We start from the raw sequence: 14,720 nt of genomic DNA on the forward strand, positions 1-14,720 counted from the left end.
TGAGGAGTGCGGAGCGCTGCATGGGGCGCAACGTATCCGGAGCGGCGCGGACCGGTAAAGGGCCGCCCGCATCATGGACAGCCGCGGACCGCCGCCGCGGACACCGAGCCCGGGCACCCGCGGCGGTCCTCCGGGCCGGGGGACACCCGTCACGGACACCGGACCGGGGCACCCGTCACGGACACCGGACCGGGGCACTCATGCACCGCGGCTGACCACCGTTTCCGGCCTCACACATGCGGTCTGACGAACTCGTAGCCCCTGTCGAGCAGCCGGGGCAGGTACTCGGAGACCGCCCGTACGGTCTGGGACCGGTCGCCGCCGCCGTCGTGCTGGAGGATGATGCTGCCCGGCTCGATGGCGCGGGTGACGGCCCGTTCGATGCTGGCGATGCCGGGACGTGCCCAGTCGTTGGTGTCGATGGACCAGCCGAGCGGCTCCATGCCGAGCCTGGCGCAGACCCGGAGGGACCGCGCGTCCCACTCGCCGTAGGGCGCCCGGCACCAGCGCGGCGGCGCGTCGAGCACCCGCTCGATGACGTCGCTGGTCCTGCCCAGCTCGTCCCTGACCTTGCCGGGCGAGAGCTCGGTCAGCAGCGGGTGCGTGTAACTGTGGTTGGCGACCACGTGACCACCCGCGGCGATGTCGTGCAGCAGCCGGGGGAAGGCCGCGGCGTTCTCGCCGACGACGAAGAACGTCGCCTGCACCCGGTAGGTGCGCAGTACCGCGAGCACCTTCGGAGTGAAGTCCGGGTCGGGGCCGTCGTCGAAGGTCAGGGCGACGGCGCGGGCCTTGCCGGGCAGCGTCAGCTCCGCGTGGGTGCGCACCTGCGGGTGGAAGGCCGGGGCGCCCAGCGCGGAGTCACCGGCGATCGGGCGCAGCCGGTAGACCTGCCGCCGGGCCGCCCCGACGGGCACGGGACCGGGGCGCGGGGCGCTCGACGGGCGGCGCGGCCGTGCCGATGCGGCCTTGGCCGGCCGCCTGCGGGGCGTGGCCTTCGGGGTGGCCGACGCGGTGCCGGAGGCGGCCTTGTGTGCGCCCGAAGCGGGGTGGTCCGAGGAGCCGGTCAGCATGACGGCCGAGCCGGTCGCGGCCGCAGCCCCCACTCCGAGAGCGCTGACCAGGAACCATCGGCGCGTATTCATATGATTATCTGATCCCATTTCTCCTCAATGTCATGGAACGCTCCTGATGTCACGCGGAGGGGCCATGGCGCACCGAGTTCTTCATACGATCGGATCAGCTGCCTGGCTGAGGAGGCGTGGGTGAGCGCGCCGCGAGAGCCCTGGAGGAGAGGCGCGCGGGCAGGCCCCACGCGGGACCGGGTTGGCCGTATCCGTCTCGACCCGTCCGGCGGCGGGTCCTAGGATCTCGGGTACGGCATCGCGTGTCGGTCACCGGCCGGGTGAGGCATGGAGGTGCCCGTGAGATTGCCTTACGGAGGCATTCCACAGTGCCAGTCGAGTTGAACCACACCATCGTTCACGCCCGGGACAACCGGGAGTCCGCGGAATTCCTCGCGTCGATCCTGGGCCTGGAGGTCGGCCCCGAGTGGGGCCCGTTCGTCCCCGTCGCCACCGCCAACGGCGTCACCCTTGACTTCGCCAGCATCCCGCCGGACGCCATCACCCTGCAGCACTACGCGTTCCTCGTCTCCGACGACGAGTTCGACGCGGCCTTCAAGCGGCTCCGGGAGCGCGGCATCACGTACTACGCCGATCCGCGCCGCAAGCAGCCGGGGGAGATCAACCACCACCACGGCGGGCGCGGCCTGTACTTCATGGACCCCGCCGGCCACGGCATGGAGATCATCACCAGGCCCTACGGCAGCCACCCCGCACCTGACCGCCGACCGTAGCCCCACCGGTGCGCGGGGCGGGCCGCATCGCATGCAGCCCGCCACCGCCCCGCGAGGGCCGCGCACCACGATCGGACCGCCCCGCCGTCCGGCACGACGGGGCGGTCGTCGTCCGGCGGGTGTGACGACGGTATGAACACTTCCACGGCCCGGGAATAGCGGAGCACCGCCCGGACCTTGCAGGTGCTGGCGCCGGGTCGCGGACCGGTGCACCGCCGTCAGGGTGCGGAGAAGGAGAGAGCGCATGGGCAAGGCGTATGTGTACACCGAGTTCGGGGGCCCGGAGGTGGAGGCCTTCATCGACCGGCCGGCACCGGAGCCCGGGCCCGGGCAACTGCTCATCGCGGTGCGCGCGGCCGGCGTCAACCCCGTCGACTGGAAGCTGCGCAACGGCTACGCCCGGCCCGGCGCGCCGCCGGCCGAGCTGCCCGTCGTGTTCGGCAGCGAGGCCGCCGGGATCGTCGAGCGGGTCGGGCCCGGGGTCGAGGGCTTCGCCGTCGGCGACGCGGTGTTCGGCAGCACCGACGCCGGCGGGTACGCGGAGCAGACCCTCCTCCCGGTGGGCATCGCCGCGCACAAGCCGGAGGCACTCTCCTTCGTCGACGCCGCGACGCTGCCGGTGGCCGCCGCCACCGCCTACGACGGCGTGCGCCAGCTGGGCCTGCCCGCCGGCGCCACCCTCCTCGTCACCGGCGCCGGAGGCGGCGTGGGCGTCGCGGCCGTGCAGATCGCCCGCGCGGAGGGCGTGCGGGTCGTCGGGGTCGCGGGTGACGGCAAGAAGGACTTCGTGACCTCGCTCGGCGCCGTGCACGTGCCCTCCGGACCCGGCCTCGCCGACCGGCTGCGGGCCGTCGCCCCCGACGGCGTCGACGCCGTCTTCGACCTGGTCGGCGGCGAGGTGCTGGAGGAGGCGGCAAGCCTGCTCGACGACCGTACGAAACTGATCAGCGCGGGGGACCGGGAGGGAGTGGGCCGGCTCGGCGGCTCCCCGGTGGCGCGCGCCCGCACCTCCGCCGTGCTGGACGCGGTGGCCGGGCTCGCGGTCGAGGGCGCGCTGCGCACCCATGTCACGGCCACCTTCCCGCTGGAGCGGGCCGGCGAGGCGCTGCGCACCGTGGAGGAGGGGCACGCCCGCGGCAAGGTCGTCATCGAGGTGGGCGCGTGACCGCCGAGCCCGCCCCGCACCCGGCCGACCGCATCCCGCGCCCCGCCGGACACCCCCCGCACCCGCTGGACAACCCGGCCCGCGGCGCGCTGACCGGCGCGCACGCCCACCTCGCCGAGCGCAGAGGGCGGGTGCTGCGCTACCGGGTGGACGTGTCGCCCTGGCTCGCCCTGCCGGACGACCTGGGCCCCGGCGACTGGGCCGACCTCGCCGCGCTCGCGGGACCGGGCAGCGAGGTGCCGCTGCTCGGGGTGCGGGCGGAACCGCCGCCCGGCTGGCGGGTGACCAGCCGGGTGCCCGGTGTCCAGTTCGTGGGCGACGCCGTCGACGCGGCCCATGACGCGGAGGCGGTACGGCTGACGGCCGCCGACGTACCGGAGATGCTGGACCTGGTGGCGCGCGCCGAGCCGGGCCCGTTCCTGCCGCGCACCATCGAGCTCGGCACCTACCTGGGCATCCGCAGGCAGGGACGGCTGATCGCCATGGCGGGGGAGCGGCTGCGCCCGCCCGGCTGGACGGAGGTCAGTGCGGTCTGCACCGACCGGGAGTACCGCGGCCAGGGCCTGGCGACCCGGCTGATCCGGGCGGTGGCCGCGGGCATCGGGGCGCGGGGCGAGACCCCGTTCCTGCACACGGCCGCCCACAACACCACGGCCATCCGGCTCTACGAGTCCCTCGGCTTCCGGCGGCGCCGCACCACCATGTTCCTCAACGCCCTGGCCCCCGAGGCGGTACCCGGCCTGCGCACCGCGGAAGCGGTCTGAGCGGCCCGCATCCCGCCTGCCTGCCGGCATCCCGTTCCCATCGCCCGCGGCGGGGGCGGGATGCCGGCCGGTCCGGCGGCGGGCGATGGAATGCGGCGGCGACCGACCGGGCTCACCGCTCCCCGGCGGCCCCGCTCTCCTGGGTCTTAGGGTGTGGCCCCTGGGCGTTGTACCGCTCCAGGTAGGCCGCGAAGCGGACGAGGTCGGCATCCGGCCAGCCGGCCAGCCGTGCGTCGAAGGCGGCCCGGCGGCTCTCGGTGACCTCGGTGAGGACGGCCCTGCCGGCCTCGGTGAGGCCGAGCACCTGGCCGCGGTGGTCGCTCGGGTCCACCTCGCGCCGGACCAGGCCGGCCCGCTCCAGCGCGGCCACCTGCCTGCTGACGGTCGACTTGTCCAGGGCGTAGTGGGCGGCCAGGTCGGTGGCCCGGCAGCCGCCCCGCTCCTCCAGGTGACTCAGCAGGGTGTACGCGACGAAGGAGAGCTGCGGATGCATCCGCCCCGCCGTGGCCCTGGCCCGCCGGGCGAAGGCCGTCAGCTCCCGGTGGATGGTCTCGACGGCGGCCTCCGCCTCGGCCCGCTCCCCTGACGTCATGACCGCTCCCTCCACCGGCGCCCCGGTGCATCCCGCACCCACTCTAGTTGCATAGTACAACTTCTTCCCGGGTTGGTCACCCCTGCCGCGGAGCGGCCGCACCACGGGGCCGGCTGCGGCGACCGGCCGTCACGACGTGGCATCCCGGCGTGGCGACACGGCCGCCCCGGTGCGGGAGGGTCCCAAGGTGTGCGACGGCCGCCCGGGTGCGACAGGCGGGTCCCCGGACCCGCGTCGCACGGATGGCCTCTGGACCCGCGGCGCACGAAAGGGCCCCGGCCCTCAGCGGTCCGCCGGTTCGCCCACCACCTCGGCCATCCATCCGTAGGGCAGTTCGTCGCCGTCGACCGTGATCCTCTCGACGGTCCTGGTGCGCGGGTCGATCTCCACCTGCACGCCGGGTCCGACGTACCGCGGGAAGCCGGACACCCCCAGGTCGCCGGTCGCCTCCACGACCACGGTCCGCAGGCTGTTGCCGTGGTCCGGATGGCCCTCGGCGTCGGCGAGCCGGGGTTTGAGGGCCACGGTGTGGCGGCGTGGCGTGGCGGTCATGATCCCGAGGGTATGTCCCGGTACGACCCGCCGCCCACCGCACCGGTCAGGGGGCTCCCTTCGCCAGTGTCGCGGCCGTCGGGTCCCAGTCCGCGGGCAGTGGGGCGGGTGGCACGATCCGGCCCGCCGGGGTGGTGAACTCCCCCCGGGCCGCCGACTCGTCCACCGCCGTCATGGTCTGCAGCACGTGCAGGGCAAGCGTCCCGGACGCCCGGTGCTGCCCGGTGCCGCGGATCGCCCGCGCCATGTCGAGCACCCCGAGCCCCCGCCCGTCGGTCCGCCCGGTCACCGGCAGCTCGGTCCAGTCGCCCGCGCCGTTCGGACGCACCCGCAGCGGGCCGCCGAACGTGTTGGGGTCCGGCACGGAGAGCGTGCCCTCGGTGCCGGTGATCTCGAACTGGATGCGGCGCACGGCCGAGTCGAAGCTGAACGTCGAGTTGGAGGTCGCCCCCGAGGCGAACTCCAGCAGCGCGCAGACGTGCGTGGGCACCGTCACCGGGAAGGTCTGCCCCGCCTTCGGCCCCGAGCCGACCGTGCGCTCCAGGCGGGCCCTGGTCGCGGTCGCCCCCACCCTGGTCACCCCGCCGAACAGCGCGACCAGCGCCGTCAGGTAGTACGGGCCGAGGTCGAAGAGCGGTCCGGCACCCTGCTGGTACAGGAAGGCGGGGTCCGGGTGCCAGGACTCCGGGCCGAGGCTCTGGACCACCGTGGACGCGGCGACGGGGGTGCCTATGTGGCCCGCCTGCACCGCGCGGAGGGCGGACTGCAGGCCAGCGCCGAGGAACGTGTCCGGGGCGTTGCCGACCAGCAGGCCGCGCTCGGACGCCTCGGCGAGCAGCTTCTCCGCCTCATTCGGGGTGAGCGTGATCGGCTTCTCCCCGTACACGTGCTTGCCCGCCCTGAGCGCCGCCGTCGCCACCTGGCCGTGTGCGGCCGGGACCGTCAGGTTGACGACCAGTTCGACCTCGGGCACCGCGAGCGCCGTGGCCAGGTCGCCCGAGACGGGCACGTCATAGGCGCGGGCCGCCGCCAGGGCCCGCGACGGGTCCAGGTCCGCGACGGCCAGCAGCCGCACGTCGGGGAAGCCGCTCAGGGTGCTCAGGTACTGCTTGCTGATGACGCCCGCGCCGACGATGGCGACACCGACGGGTCCCGTGCTCATACGGCCTCCAGGGCGGATACATAGGTCTGGCTGGCGGCCAGTTCGGCGAACAGGTCGCCCGCGCAGGAGTCGAACTCGACGATGCGCCAGGCGTCCGGCGCGGCCGCGAGGATCTCGGGCACCGGCAGGACGCCGGCGCCCACCGCCACGTTCGGATCCCCCTTGGTGCCCGGGCCGTCCTTGACGTGCAGGGCCCGTACCCGCTCACCGAGCCGCCGCAGCAGGGCCGGCACGTCCGCGCCGCCCACCGCGGCCCAGTAGGTGTCGATCTCCAGGAAGACGGCGGGGTCCAGCAGGCCGGCCAGCACTTCGATGGCGTGCTGCTCGCCGAACTTGGGTTCGATCTCCCACCAGTGGTTGTGGTAACCGAGGCGGATGCCACGCTCGGCGGCCCGGGCGGACAGCCGGTTGAGCAGGGCGGCGGCGCGTGCCAGGCCGTCGCGGTCGGTGAAGTCCTCGCGGGGGATGCCCGCGGGGACGATGGCGTCGGTGGCGCCGAGCAGGGCGACGGCGTCCAGGATGCGGTCGGGGTCGTGTCCCGGGTCGACCAGCGGGCGGACGTGCACGCCGGAGACGGCGAGTCCGAGGTCGTCCAGCCGGCTGCGCAGTCCTCGCGGGTCGGTGAGTACGTCGAACGGCTCCACCGCGCCGAAGCCCATTCCGGCGAGGCGGGCCAGCGTGCCGTCGTGGTCGGCGGCGAGCTCGGTCCGCACGGAGTAGAGCTGAACGCTGAGCGGTCGCATGAACCCCCTCCTGTCTGTCCTGGGGGACGGTAATGCGCGACCTCTGCTCTGCCAATGACCCGATTCCAGCCATGCCGGGCGTTTCCGGGCACACGGGGGGCGCCCGAGCGCGCGTGACCGCGCCCCGGCGCACACGGCCGTCGTCCGCCCGAGCGGGTGCGGGCGGACGACAGCGGGTGGACGGGCGGCGGTCCCGGCGGTTCAGGCCCGCCTCTGCGTGCGGCGGCGACGCATGTACCAGGCCCCGCCGCCGACCGCGGCGGCCACCAGGGTGCTGCCCACGGCGAGCGTGAGCGTGCTGTAGTCCGTGGACCCGCCGCCCACACCGCCCTGCACGCCGAGCGGCGGCGAGGCCGTGGCGGTGACAGTGGGCACGACCGTGGTCGGCGGCGCCGTGGTGGGCGGCCGGGTGGTGGGCGGGGGAGAGATGGTGGCCGGGGACGTGGTGGCACCGGCGGCGACGTGTACCGTGCCGGTGCCCGCGGTGGTGCCGTCGCTGCACATCACGATCACCGTGTGCGACCCGGACGCGACGTTCGACCAGGACGCGCTCTGGCTGGTCCCGGTGCTCAGGGTGGCCTGCCTGCCCTGGGCGAAGATGGCCTGGCCGCTGGAGAGCAGCGAGGCGTTCCCGCCGCGCGGGCAGGCCGAGGTGGCGACCCGCACGGTGGAGCCCGTGGCGGAGACGTTGACCCCCACCGCGGACGCCGTCTCCGCGGCCAGGGTGAGCGGCAGGGCGAGAGCGGCCGCGGCCAGGCCGGATCGGACGACTATCTGAGTAGTACGCATAGGATTGCCCTCCGGCTGCACGGTCGGCGGTAGCCCATGCGCCGCCGAGGTCGGGAGAACCGTGCGCCTACGTCGAGCCAACGCGCCCCGCGCGCGACGCGCATGCGGACCGCCACCGTGGGGGTGACGGTGGCCTCGGACGGCGTACCACCGGTTGCGCGAAGCGCCCGGGTAGGGGCGCGAGCGACCACAATGTGCCTGCGGCGGGCCACCGGCCCAGCCTCTCGCGGTCTCTTCGCCCGGGGGGCTTCCCTCCCCGTGCCCTTGCGGCGGTGGGGGACGGCCGGCAGGGGCTGGGCGCAGTTCCCTGGAGCCCCTCCCCGGGGCGCGCCCTTGCCAGCGGTGGCCGGCTTCCGGGCGCGCCGCCTCCGGCCGGTGGCCGGGGGAGAGAGGGGAGAGAGCGGAAGGGTGGCGCTCCTTCGGAACGCCCGCTCAGACCTTGCGGTAGTCGTACGCCTCCGTGGCCGCCGCGGCGACCGCGTCCAGGGGCGCGCCCGCGGACGCGGTCACGACGGCCGCGACCGCGCCCTCCACGAAGGGCGCGTCCACCAGCCGGGTGTTCTCCGGCAGTTCCTCGCCCTCCGCCAGCAGCGCCTTCACGGTGAGGACCGCGCTGCCCAGGTCCGCCAGTACGGCCACGCCCGCGCCCTGGTCGACCCGGGCCGCCGCGGCCACGATCAGCTCCGCGCTGGTGCCCATGCCGCCGCCCTCCGTGCCGCCCGCGGGGGCCACCGGCGCCGTGGCGCCGCCGCCGGCGAGGCCCGCCGCCATCTCGGCGACGGCCGAGGCCACCGCGTCGCTGTGCGACACCAGCACGATGCCCACCTGCCCGGCGCCGTCGCCCGCGGGCCGCCGTCTGCCGCCCGGCCGACGCTCGTCCGTCGCGTCGTTCGCCTCACTCACCGGAGGTGTCCTCCTCGCCCGACGTCCGGGCCGTCTCGGCGAGCGCGGCCACCAGCAGCGCGGAGGACGTCGCCCCGGGGTCCTGGTGCCCGATGCTGCGCTCGCCCACATAGCTGGCCCGGCCCTTGCGGGCCAGCATGGGCGTCGTCGCCAGCGCGCCCTGCTCGGCGGCCTCCCGGGCCGCCGCGAACGAGGTGTGCAGCGCCCCGGCGGCCGGCACCAGCGCGTCCAGCATGGTCTTGTCGCCCGGCGTGGCGCCGCCCAGACCCGCCACCGCGTCCACACCGGCGCCCAGCGCCTCGGCGAGCTGGTCGCGGTCGACCGTGGGCGCGTCGCCGAGCGCCTTGCCGGTGCGCCGCAGCAGAGTGCCGTACAGCGGCCCCGAGGCGCCGCCCACCGTGGAGACCAGTCGCCGCCCGGCCAGCGCGAGCACACCGCCGGGCGTCGGAGGATGCTGTTCCTCCAGCGTCGCTATGACCGCGGTGAAACCACGGAGCAGGTTGCTGCCGTGGTCCGCGTCGCCGATGGGGGAGTCGAGGGCGGTGAGCCGGTCGGCGTCGCGCTCCACCCACGAGGCGGCCAGCGTCATCCAGCGGCGGAAGAATTCTGCGTCGAGCACGGGATCTCCTTGCGAGGTCGGTTCGGGCGGGGTGGCACACCGGACGGTGGCGTGGCCGGCGCGGCGGCCCTCACATGCCCCAGCGCAGCCCCGGCGTGCTCACCGGCGCGTCCCACAGCCGCAGCAGTTCCTCGTCCACCTGGCACAGGGTCACCGAGGCGCCGGCCATGTCCAGCGACGTCACATAGTTGCCGACGAGGGTGCGGGCCACCGCCACCCGCCGCTCCGACAGCACCCGCTGCACCTCTGCGTTGAACCCGTACAGCTCCAGCAGCGGAGTGGCGCCCATGCCGTTGACCAGCACCAGCACCGGGTTGCTCGGCTGCAGGTCCTCCAGGATCGCGTCGACGGAGAAGTCCGCGATCTCGCCGGAGGTCATCATGGCGCGCCGCTCACGCCCCGGCTCGCCGTGGATGCCGATGCCCAGCTCCAGCTCACCCGCGGGCAGGTCGAAGGTCGGGCTGCCCTTCGCCGGGGTGGTGACGGCGCTCAGGGCGACGCCGAAGCTGCGGGAGTTCTCGTTGACCTGACGGGCGATCGACTGCACCCGCTCCAGAGGCTGGCCCTCCTCGGCCGCCGCCCCCGCCAGCTTCTCCACGAACAGCGTCCCGCCGGTGCCGCGCCGCCCCGCGGTGTAGAGGCTGTCCGTGACCGCCACGTCGTCGTTGACGAGCACCTTCGCGATCTGGATGCCCTCGTCCTCGGCCAGCTCCGCGGCCATGTCGAAGTTGAGCACGTCGCCCGTGTAGTTCTTCACGATGAACAGCACGCCCGCGCCGCTGTCCACCGCGGCCGCGGCCCGCACCATCTGGTCCGGCACAGGGGAGGTGAACACCTCGCCGGGGCAGGCCGCCGACAGCATGCCCGGGCCCACGAACCCGGCGTGCATCGGCTCGTGCCCCGAGCCGCCGCCGGACACCAGGCCCACCCGGCCCTCGACCGGTGCGTCCCGCCGGACCACCACGCGGTTGTCCACGTCGACCGCCAGCTCGGGGTGGGCGGCCGCAAGGCCCCGCAGGCCGTCGGCGACCACCGTCTCCGCCACATTGATCAGCATCTTCATCGGTACCTCCAAGGTGCACCCGGTCGGGCGGAGCGCGGCACACCGGCGGTGTTCGCCGGCGGCGCCGGGCCGACGGCCCGGTCGTTCAAGAGCAATATCATCAGTATCAAGAATTCGCTGTCACGCGTCACGGCCGCACCCGCCTCATCCTCGGCGGTGTCTGACGGGGCCTCACCCGCCGTCCGGCACCGTGAACTCCGACCAGACGCACTTGCCCTCGCCCCGCGGCTCCACCCCCCATCCGTCCGCCAGCTGGTCCACCAGCAGCAGTCCCCGTCCCGACACGCCCGACTCGCCCGCCTCCCGGCGGCGGGGCAGCGCGCTGGAGGAGTCCTCCACCTCCACCCGCAGCCGCCGCTCGTCGCCGTCCTGCATCCGCACGGTCACCGTGGCCGAGCTCTCGGTGTGCACGAGCACGTTCGTGATCAGCTCGTCCGCGACCAGTTCCACCTCGTCGCCGCGCTCGTCGATGCCCATGCTGCGCCCGGCGTCCCGGATCATCTGGCGGGCCGCGATCAGCGCGTCGGGGTCGTCCCTGACCACCTCGCGGCGCAGCCGCGCCGCGAGGTGGTCACTGCCCGGCGCGTGCCGGCGCAGCAGGAGCAGCGCGATGTCGTCCTCGCCCTCCCGCTCGTCGGCGACGGACGTCAGCCGGTCCGCCAGCCGGTCCAGCTCCCGCGGGCCGGCGGCGACCTGATCGGCGAGGACGGACAGGGCGTCCTCCACGTCGGCGCCCGGCCGCTCCACCAGGCCGTCGGTGAAGAGCAGCAGCGTCTGGCCGGGCGCCAGCTCCAGCATCGTCACCTCGTACTCGGGCCTGCCGAACTCCTCGGAGTGGCCGAGCGGAAGTCCGCCCGCCACGTCGACCGGCCGGCAGGTGCCGTCCTCCTCGCGCAGCAGCGGCGCCAGGTGCCCGGCCCGCACCAGCTGGATCAGCCCGGTCGTCAGGTCCGCCTCCGCGTAGACGCAGGTCGCGAAGCGGTCGGTGTCCAGTTCGTGGAGGAAGACGGAGGCGCGCGCCATCACCGTGGCCGGTGTGTGCCCCTCGGCGGCGTAGGCGCGCAGCACGATGCGGAGCTGGCCCATCACGGCGGCCGCCTGGGTGTCATGGCCCTGCACGTCCCCGATGACGGCACCGTAGCGGCCCTGCGGCAGCGGGATCAGGTCGTACCAGTCGCCGCCGATCTCCCGCGCGAGCGAGGCCGAGCGGTAGCGGACGACGACGTCCGCGCCGGGCACCGCGGGGATGCTGTGCGGCAGCATCGCCTCCTGGAGGCTCTGGGCGAGGTCCTTGGCCTGGTCGAAGAACATCGCACGCTGCAGGCCCTGGGCGATGTTGCCGGCCAGCGCGATGAGCAGGTTCCGCTCCTCGTGGGAGAACGCGTACTTGTCGTGGTAGTGCAGCCCGAAGACGCCGATGGGGCGCCCCTGGGCGACCAGGGGGAGGTAGGCGGCGGCGGTCAGGCCGTGGACGCTGAAGCTCTCCCACAGCTCCGGGTAGGCCCGCTTGAACTCCTCCGGCGACTCGATGAAGACCGGGCCGAGCGTGCGCACCGCGTCATCGGTGGGGTACGGCTCGTCCAGCCGGGTCACCTCGGTGTCGGGCATCAGCCGGCTGGCCGGCTGGGCCGCGACGATGCGCACCCGCCCGCCGTCGAGCAGCCCCAGCACCATGCTGGCCGAGCCCAGCCGCTCGACGTCGTAGGCCTCCTCGAGGACCTGGATCACGTCGCGTACCGTGCGGGCGCGGGCCAGCGCCGCGGTGGCGTCCTGCACGATGCCGCCCAGCGGCTGCTCGCCGTGCCGGCGGGGCCTCGCCTCCGGGCGGCCCGGCTCGCCGAGTTCGTCCGTGGCGTCCCGGACGATGCCGTGCACCCACCGGGCGCGGCCCTGCGCGTCCCTGTGGATGAAACCGTGCGTGTGCGCCCAGCGCGGTCCCTGGGCGGGCCGGCGCACCCGGAAGTAGGTGCCGTAGGTCTCGGCGCCGCTGCGGAACGCCGTGCTGACCGTCTCCCGGACGCGGCGCGCGTCGGCGGGCGGGAGACGGTCGGCGAGGGTGGACGGGTGCCCGTCGTACTCCTCCTCGCCGAGGCCGAAGACGGCGAGGCCCGTGGCGTCCATGTCCAGCCGGCGCCGGTCCAGGTCCCAGTGAAAGCTGCCGAGGCGGTTCAGCGCCAGGATCGGGACCTGACGCCGGGGCTCGGGCTTCTGTGGAGAGGAGCGTGCTGACCAATCGGCCATGTGTCCATTCTGCTCTGCCCCGGCCGTTATGCACAGAAATTCCGGGAAGTCGGGGATGCGGCGCCGAGACGGCTCCGACCAGCGCGGATATCGGACGGCCGCCATTCAGGGGCGGCCGTCGTGCCGGTCGGCGGTGCGGAGACGGTGAGGCCGCCCTCCTCGGCCGGTGGCGATCCGGCGGTCTCCTCATGGCTGTCTTCCACTGCCGGAAAGGCGTGGGAGGCACCCACTGCCGGAAAGGCGTGGGAGGCACCCCGCTGTTCCCGCGCCCGTGGGGGCGCTGAGGCGCCCGTCGGCGGCGGCCCGCTGGAGCACGGCGGCCGGCGGGCGATGCGCCGGGGCCGCGGCGGTCAGCAGGCGAGGTTCACATGGATCGCCTTGCCGCCGCCCTCCAGCAGGCTGATGGTGACCTTCTTGGCCAGGCGGCACACCATCGGCCACCCATAGCCGCCGGGCAGCCAGTGCCCGGTGGGCGGGGCGGTGGTCGGCAACGCACTGCTGCGGTCCTGCACACTGACGGTGATCCGCCCCGGCCGGGCCGTCACGTCGCAGCGCACCAGCCCCCCGCCGTGCCGGATCGCGTTGGTGACCAGTTCGGAGACCACCAGGAGGCAGTCGTCCACCAAGCGGGTGTCGAACCCCCTCAGCCGTCGCCTGGCCAGGTCGCGTGCCTGGGCGATGGTGGCCGGGCGCAGGCCCCGCTCGCCGGGCGGCCCGGGCCCCTCGCCTGCCCGCATCTCTGCTTCCATCACATCCGTTCACCCCGTCAGGGAATTCGCTTCAGTGCTGCGCCTGCCCGAAATGCCGCGGCGCACGCCGGAATGTTCCCCGGCTCCCCGGGTAGCCGGCGGGCCGGCTCCGCTCCGGCCCCCGCGGGGACCGGCTCCGTACCCGCCGGCCGGGCGCCGTCTCCCCGCGCTGTCAGCGCAGCCACCGGTCCTGGTCCGCGGGCCGGTAGACGGTCACGGCGCGCGGCAGCTTGTCGAGCACGAGATGGGTGTCCGAGGCGCGGGTGACCTCGCCGTCGTAGGCGAACCGCGGGTCGCCCTCCAGTACCTCCAGGCGGACCCGGCGCACCTGCGCGGTGGTCAGCACCCGCGTGCTGTGCAGGGTGCCGGTGAGCACCGCGAGCAGCAGCCTGGTCCTGGCGAACGGGGTGCCGCCGTCGACCGCGCGGATGTCGAGCAGGCCGTCGTCGAGCTGGGTGCGGTAGGTGGGGGCGAAGCCGGCCGGGTGGTATATGCCGTTGCCGACGAAGAGCAGCCACAGCCGGCGCGGCCGGCCGCCCACGGCGACGCGCACCGGGCTCCCGGTGGCCAGCACCGTGGCGAGGCCGGCCACCACCGCGGGCCATTTGCCGATGCGCTCCTCCAGGCGCTCCCTGGCCTGCACCAGCTCTGAATAGACGCCCAGGCTGAAGGTGTTGACGAAGAGCTGGTCCGTGCCGCCCGGTGCCGCGGCACGGCCGACATCCGCGACCACCGCGTCCCCGTCGCGGACGGCCCGCGCCACGTCCGCGAGGGACTGGTTGCCCAGGTCGAGCGCGAAGTGGTTGAAGGTGCCACCGGGGAAGACCGCGAGCGGCACACCGTGGCGCACACAGGCCCCGGCGGCGGCGTTCACGGTGCCGTCGCCGCCGCAGACGCCGAGGGCGCCGCCGCCCCCGGCGGCGCGGGCCGCCGCGGCGTCCAGCACCGCGGCGAGGTCGTCACCCTGGTCGAGGACGGTGATCTCGGCGGCCGGCAGCAGGGCGCGGAGCTGGTCGGCGATGCCGCCGGGCTCCTGGCCGAAGGAGATGCCCGAGGAGGGGTTGACCACCAGGCGCAGCCCCTCGCCGTCCTTGAGCGCGGGGGCCGGACTGCGGGGCGGTGCGGCCGCGGCGGCCGCCTCGGGCTTGACCGGCCACCAGCGGCAGGTGAGCACCGCCGCGCCCGCCCCTATGGCGACGCCGGCCGCCACCTCGCCCCTGCGGTGCCCGCCGGCCCGGATCCGCGCGGCGGCCAGGGCACCGGTCAACGGGCCCACGAACAGCCCGAACCGGGGCGCCTCCAGCAGGGCGCCGAGGGTCAGCGCGGCCGCACAGGCCGCCTGCCCGGTGGCGCCGCGCAGCGGCCTGCGGGAGCCGGCGGGGGCCAGCGCGCGGGTGGCCACGGCGGCGATGCCCAGGGAGCTCACCGCGCGGAGCGCGGCCCTGCGGGCCGTACGCCCCGGCAGCCGGGGTGTCCACTGCATGCGCCCGCCCCCCTGTGCCTTAGCCGTCGCCCGGTGC

15 protein-coding genes are annotated in these 14,720 nt (G+C 74.8%); 3 read left to right on the forward strand and 12 right to left on the reverse strand.

Annotated elements, in window-relative coordinates; translation table 11 throughout:
- Positions 1 to 230: 230 nt before the first annotated feature.
- Complete coding sequence (locus tag ACSMXW_RS35445) at positions 231 to 1,145, reverse strand: polysaccharide deacetylase family protein (protein ID WP_485802494.1); 915 nt, start codon at positions 1,143 to 1,145, stop codon at positions 231 to 233.
- 308 nt (positions 1,146 to 1,453) lie between these two features.
- Here ACSMXW_RS35445 and ACSMXW_RS35450 point away from each other — a divergent pair, with 308 nt between their 5' ends.
- The 3 genes from ACSMXW_RS35450 to ACSMXW_RS35460 all read left to right on the forward strand — a co-directional run bounded on the left by ACSMXW_RS35450 (position 1,454) and on the right by ACSMXW_RS35460 (position 3,787).
- Complete coding sequence (locus ACSMXW_RS35450; protein WP_485802495.1) at positions 1,454 to 1,858, forward strand: VOC family protein; 405 nt, start codon at positions 1,454 to 1,456, stop codon at positions 1,856 to 1,858.
- Positions 1,859 to 2,102: 244 nt separating this feature from the next.
- On the forward strand, positions 2,103 to 3,023 hold the full coding sequence (locus tag ACSMXW_RS35455) for an NADP-dependent oxidoreductase (protein ID WP_485802497.1): 921 nt from the start codon (positions 2,103 to 2,105) through the stop codon (positions 3,021 to 3,023).
- Positions 3,020 to 3,787 carry a GNAT family N-acetyltransferase gene (locus tag ACSMXW_RS35460; RefSeq protein ID WP_485802499.1) on the forward strand — a complete coding sequence of 256 codons (768 nt, stop codon included), beginning with the start codon at positions 3,020 to 3,022 and terminating at the stop codon, positions 3,785 to 3,787. The genes ACSMXW_RS35455 and ACSMXW_RS35460 overlap by 4 nt, the downstream gene beginning before the upstream one ends.
- 112 nt (positions 3,788 to 3,899) lie before the next feature.
- Here the strand turns inward: ACSMXW_RS35460 and ACSMXW_RS35465 are convergent, their stop codons facing one another.
- The 11 genes from ACSMXW_RS35465 to ACSMXW_RS35515 all read right to left on the reverse strand — a co-directional run bounded on the left by ACSMXW_RS35465 (position 3,900) and on the right by ACSMXW_RS35515 (position 14,683).
- The gene (locus ACSMXW_RS35465; protein ID WP_485802501.1) at positions 3,900 to 4,379 is read right to left on the reverse strand and encodes a MarR family winged helix-turn-helix transcriptional regulator; all 480 of its coding nucleotides are present in this window, start codon (positions 4,377 to 4,379) and stop codon (positions 3,900 to 3,902) included.
- Positions 4,380 to 4,661: 282 nt separating this feature from the next.
- On the reverse strand, positions 4,662 to 4,931 hold the full coding sequence (locus ACSMXW_RS35470) for a hypothetical protein (RefSeq protein WP_485802502.1): 270 nt from the start codon (positions 4,929 to 4,931) through the stop codon (positions 4,662 to 4,664).
- A 46-nt stretch (positions 4,932 to 4,977) separates the two neighbouring features.
- Positions 4,978 to 6,093 carry a Gfo/Idh/MocA family protein gene (locus ACSMXW_RS35475; protein WP_485802504.1) on the reverse strand — a complete coding sequence of 372 codons (1,116 nt, stop codon included), beginning with the start codon at positions 6,091 to 6,093 and terminating at the stop codon, positions 4,978 to 4,980.
- Positions 6,090 to 6,836, reverse strand: a complete 747-nt coding sequence (locus ACSMXW_RS35480) for a sugar phosphate isomerase/epimerase family protein (RefSeq protein ID WP_485802506.1) — start codon at positions 6,834 to 6,836, stop codon at positions 6,090 to 6,092. Before ACSMXW_RS35480 ends, ACSMXW_RS35475 begins: the two co-directional genes overlap by 4 nt.
- 201 nt (positions 6,837 to 7,037) lie before the next feature.
- Positions 7,038 to 7,625, reverse strand: a complete 588-nt coding sequence (locus ACSMXW_RS35485) for a hypothetical protein (RefSeq protein ID WP_485802508.1) — start codon at positions 7,623 to 7,625, stop codon at positions 7,038 to 7,040.
- Positions 7,626 to 8,057: 432 nt separating this feature from the next.
- On the reverse strand, positions 8,058 to 8,450 hold the full coding sequence (locus tag ACSMXW_RS35490; RefSeq protein WP_485808503.1) for a PTS sugar transporter subunit IIA domain-containing protein: 393 nt from the start codon (positions 8,448 to 8,450) through the stop codon (positions 8,058 to 8,060).
- Between the two features lie 70 nt (positions 8,451 to 8,520).
- On the reverse strand, positions 8,521 to 9,147 hold the full coding sequence (dhaL, locus tag ACSMXW_RS35495; RefSeq protein WP_485802510.1) for a dihydroxyacetone kinase subunit DhaL: 627 nt from the start codon (positions 9,145 to 9,147) through the stop codon (positions 8,521 to 8,523).
- A 70-nt stretch (positions 9,148 to 9,217) separates the two neighbouring features.
- Entirely contained in the window at positions 9,218 to 10,210 is a 993-nt protein-coding gene (gene dhaK / locus ACSMXW_RS35500; protein WP_485802511.1) for a dihydroxyacetone kinase subunit DhaK, read from the reverse strand.
- Positions 10,211 to 10,381: 171 nt separating this feature from the next.
- Positions 10,382 to 12,451, reverse strand: a complete 2,070-nt coding sequence (locus ACSMXW_RS35505; RefSeq protein ID WP_485802512.1) for a SpoIIE family protein phosphatase — start codon at positions 12,449 to 12,451, stop codon at positions 10,382 to 10,384.
- 350 nt (positions 12,452 to 12,801) lie between these two features.
- Positions 12,802 to 13,188, reverse strand: a complete 387-nt coding sequence (locus tag ACSMXW_RS35510) for an ATP-binding protein (protein WP_485802513.1) — start codon at positions 13,186 to 13,188, stop codon at positions 12,802 to 12,804.
- Positions 13,189 to 13,372: 184 nt separating this feature from the next.
- Entirely contained in the window at positions 13,373 to 14,683 is a 1,311-nt protein-coding gene (locus ACSMXW_RS35515) for a diacylglycerol/lipid kinase family protein (RefSeq protein ID WP_485802514.1), read from the reverse strand.
- Positions 14,684 to 14,720 lie beyond the last annotated feature (37 nt).

It is taken from the genome of Streptomyces sp. DSM 116793 (assembly GCF_057320905.1).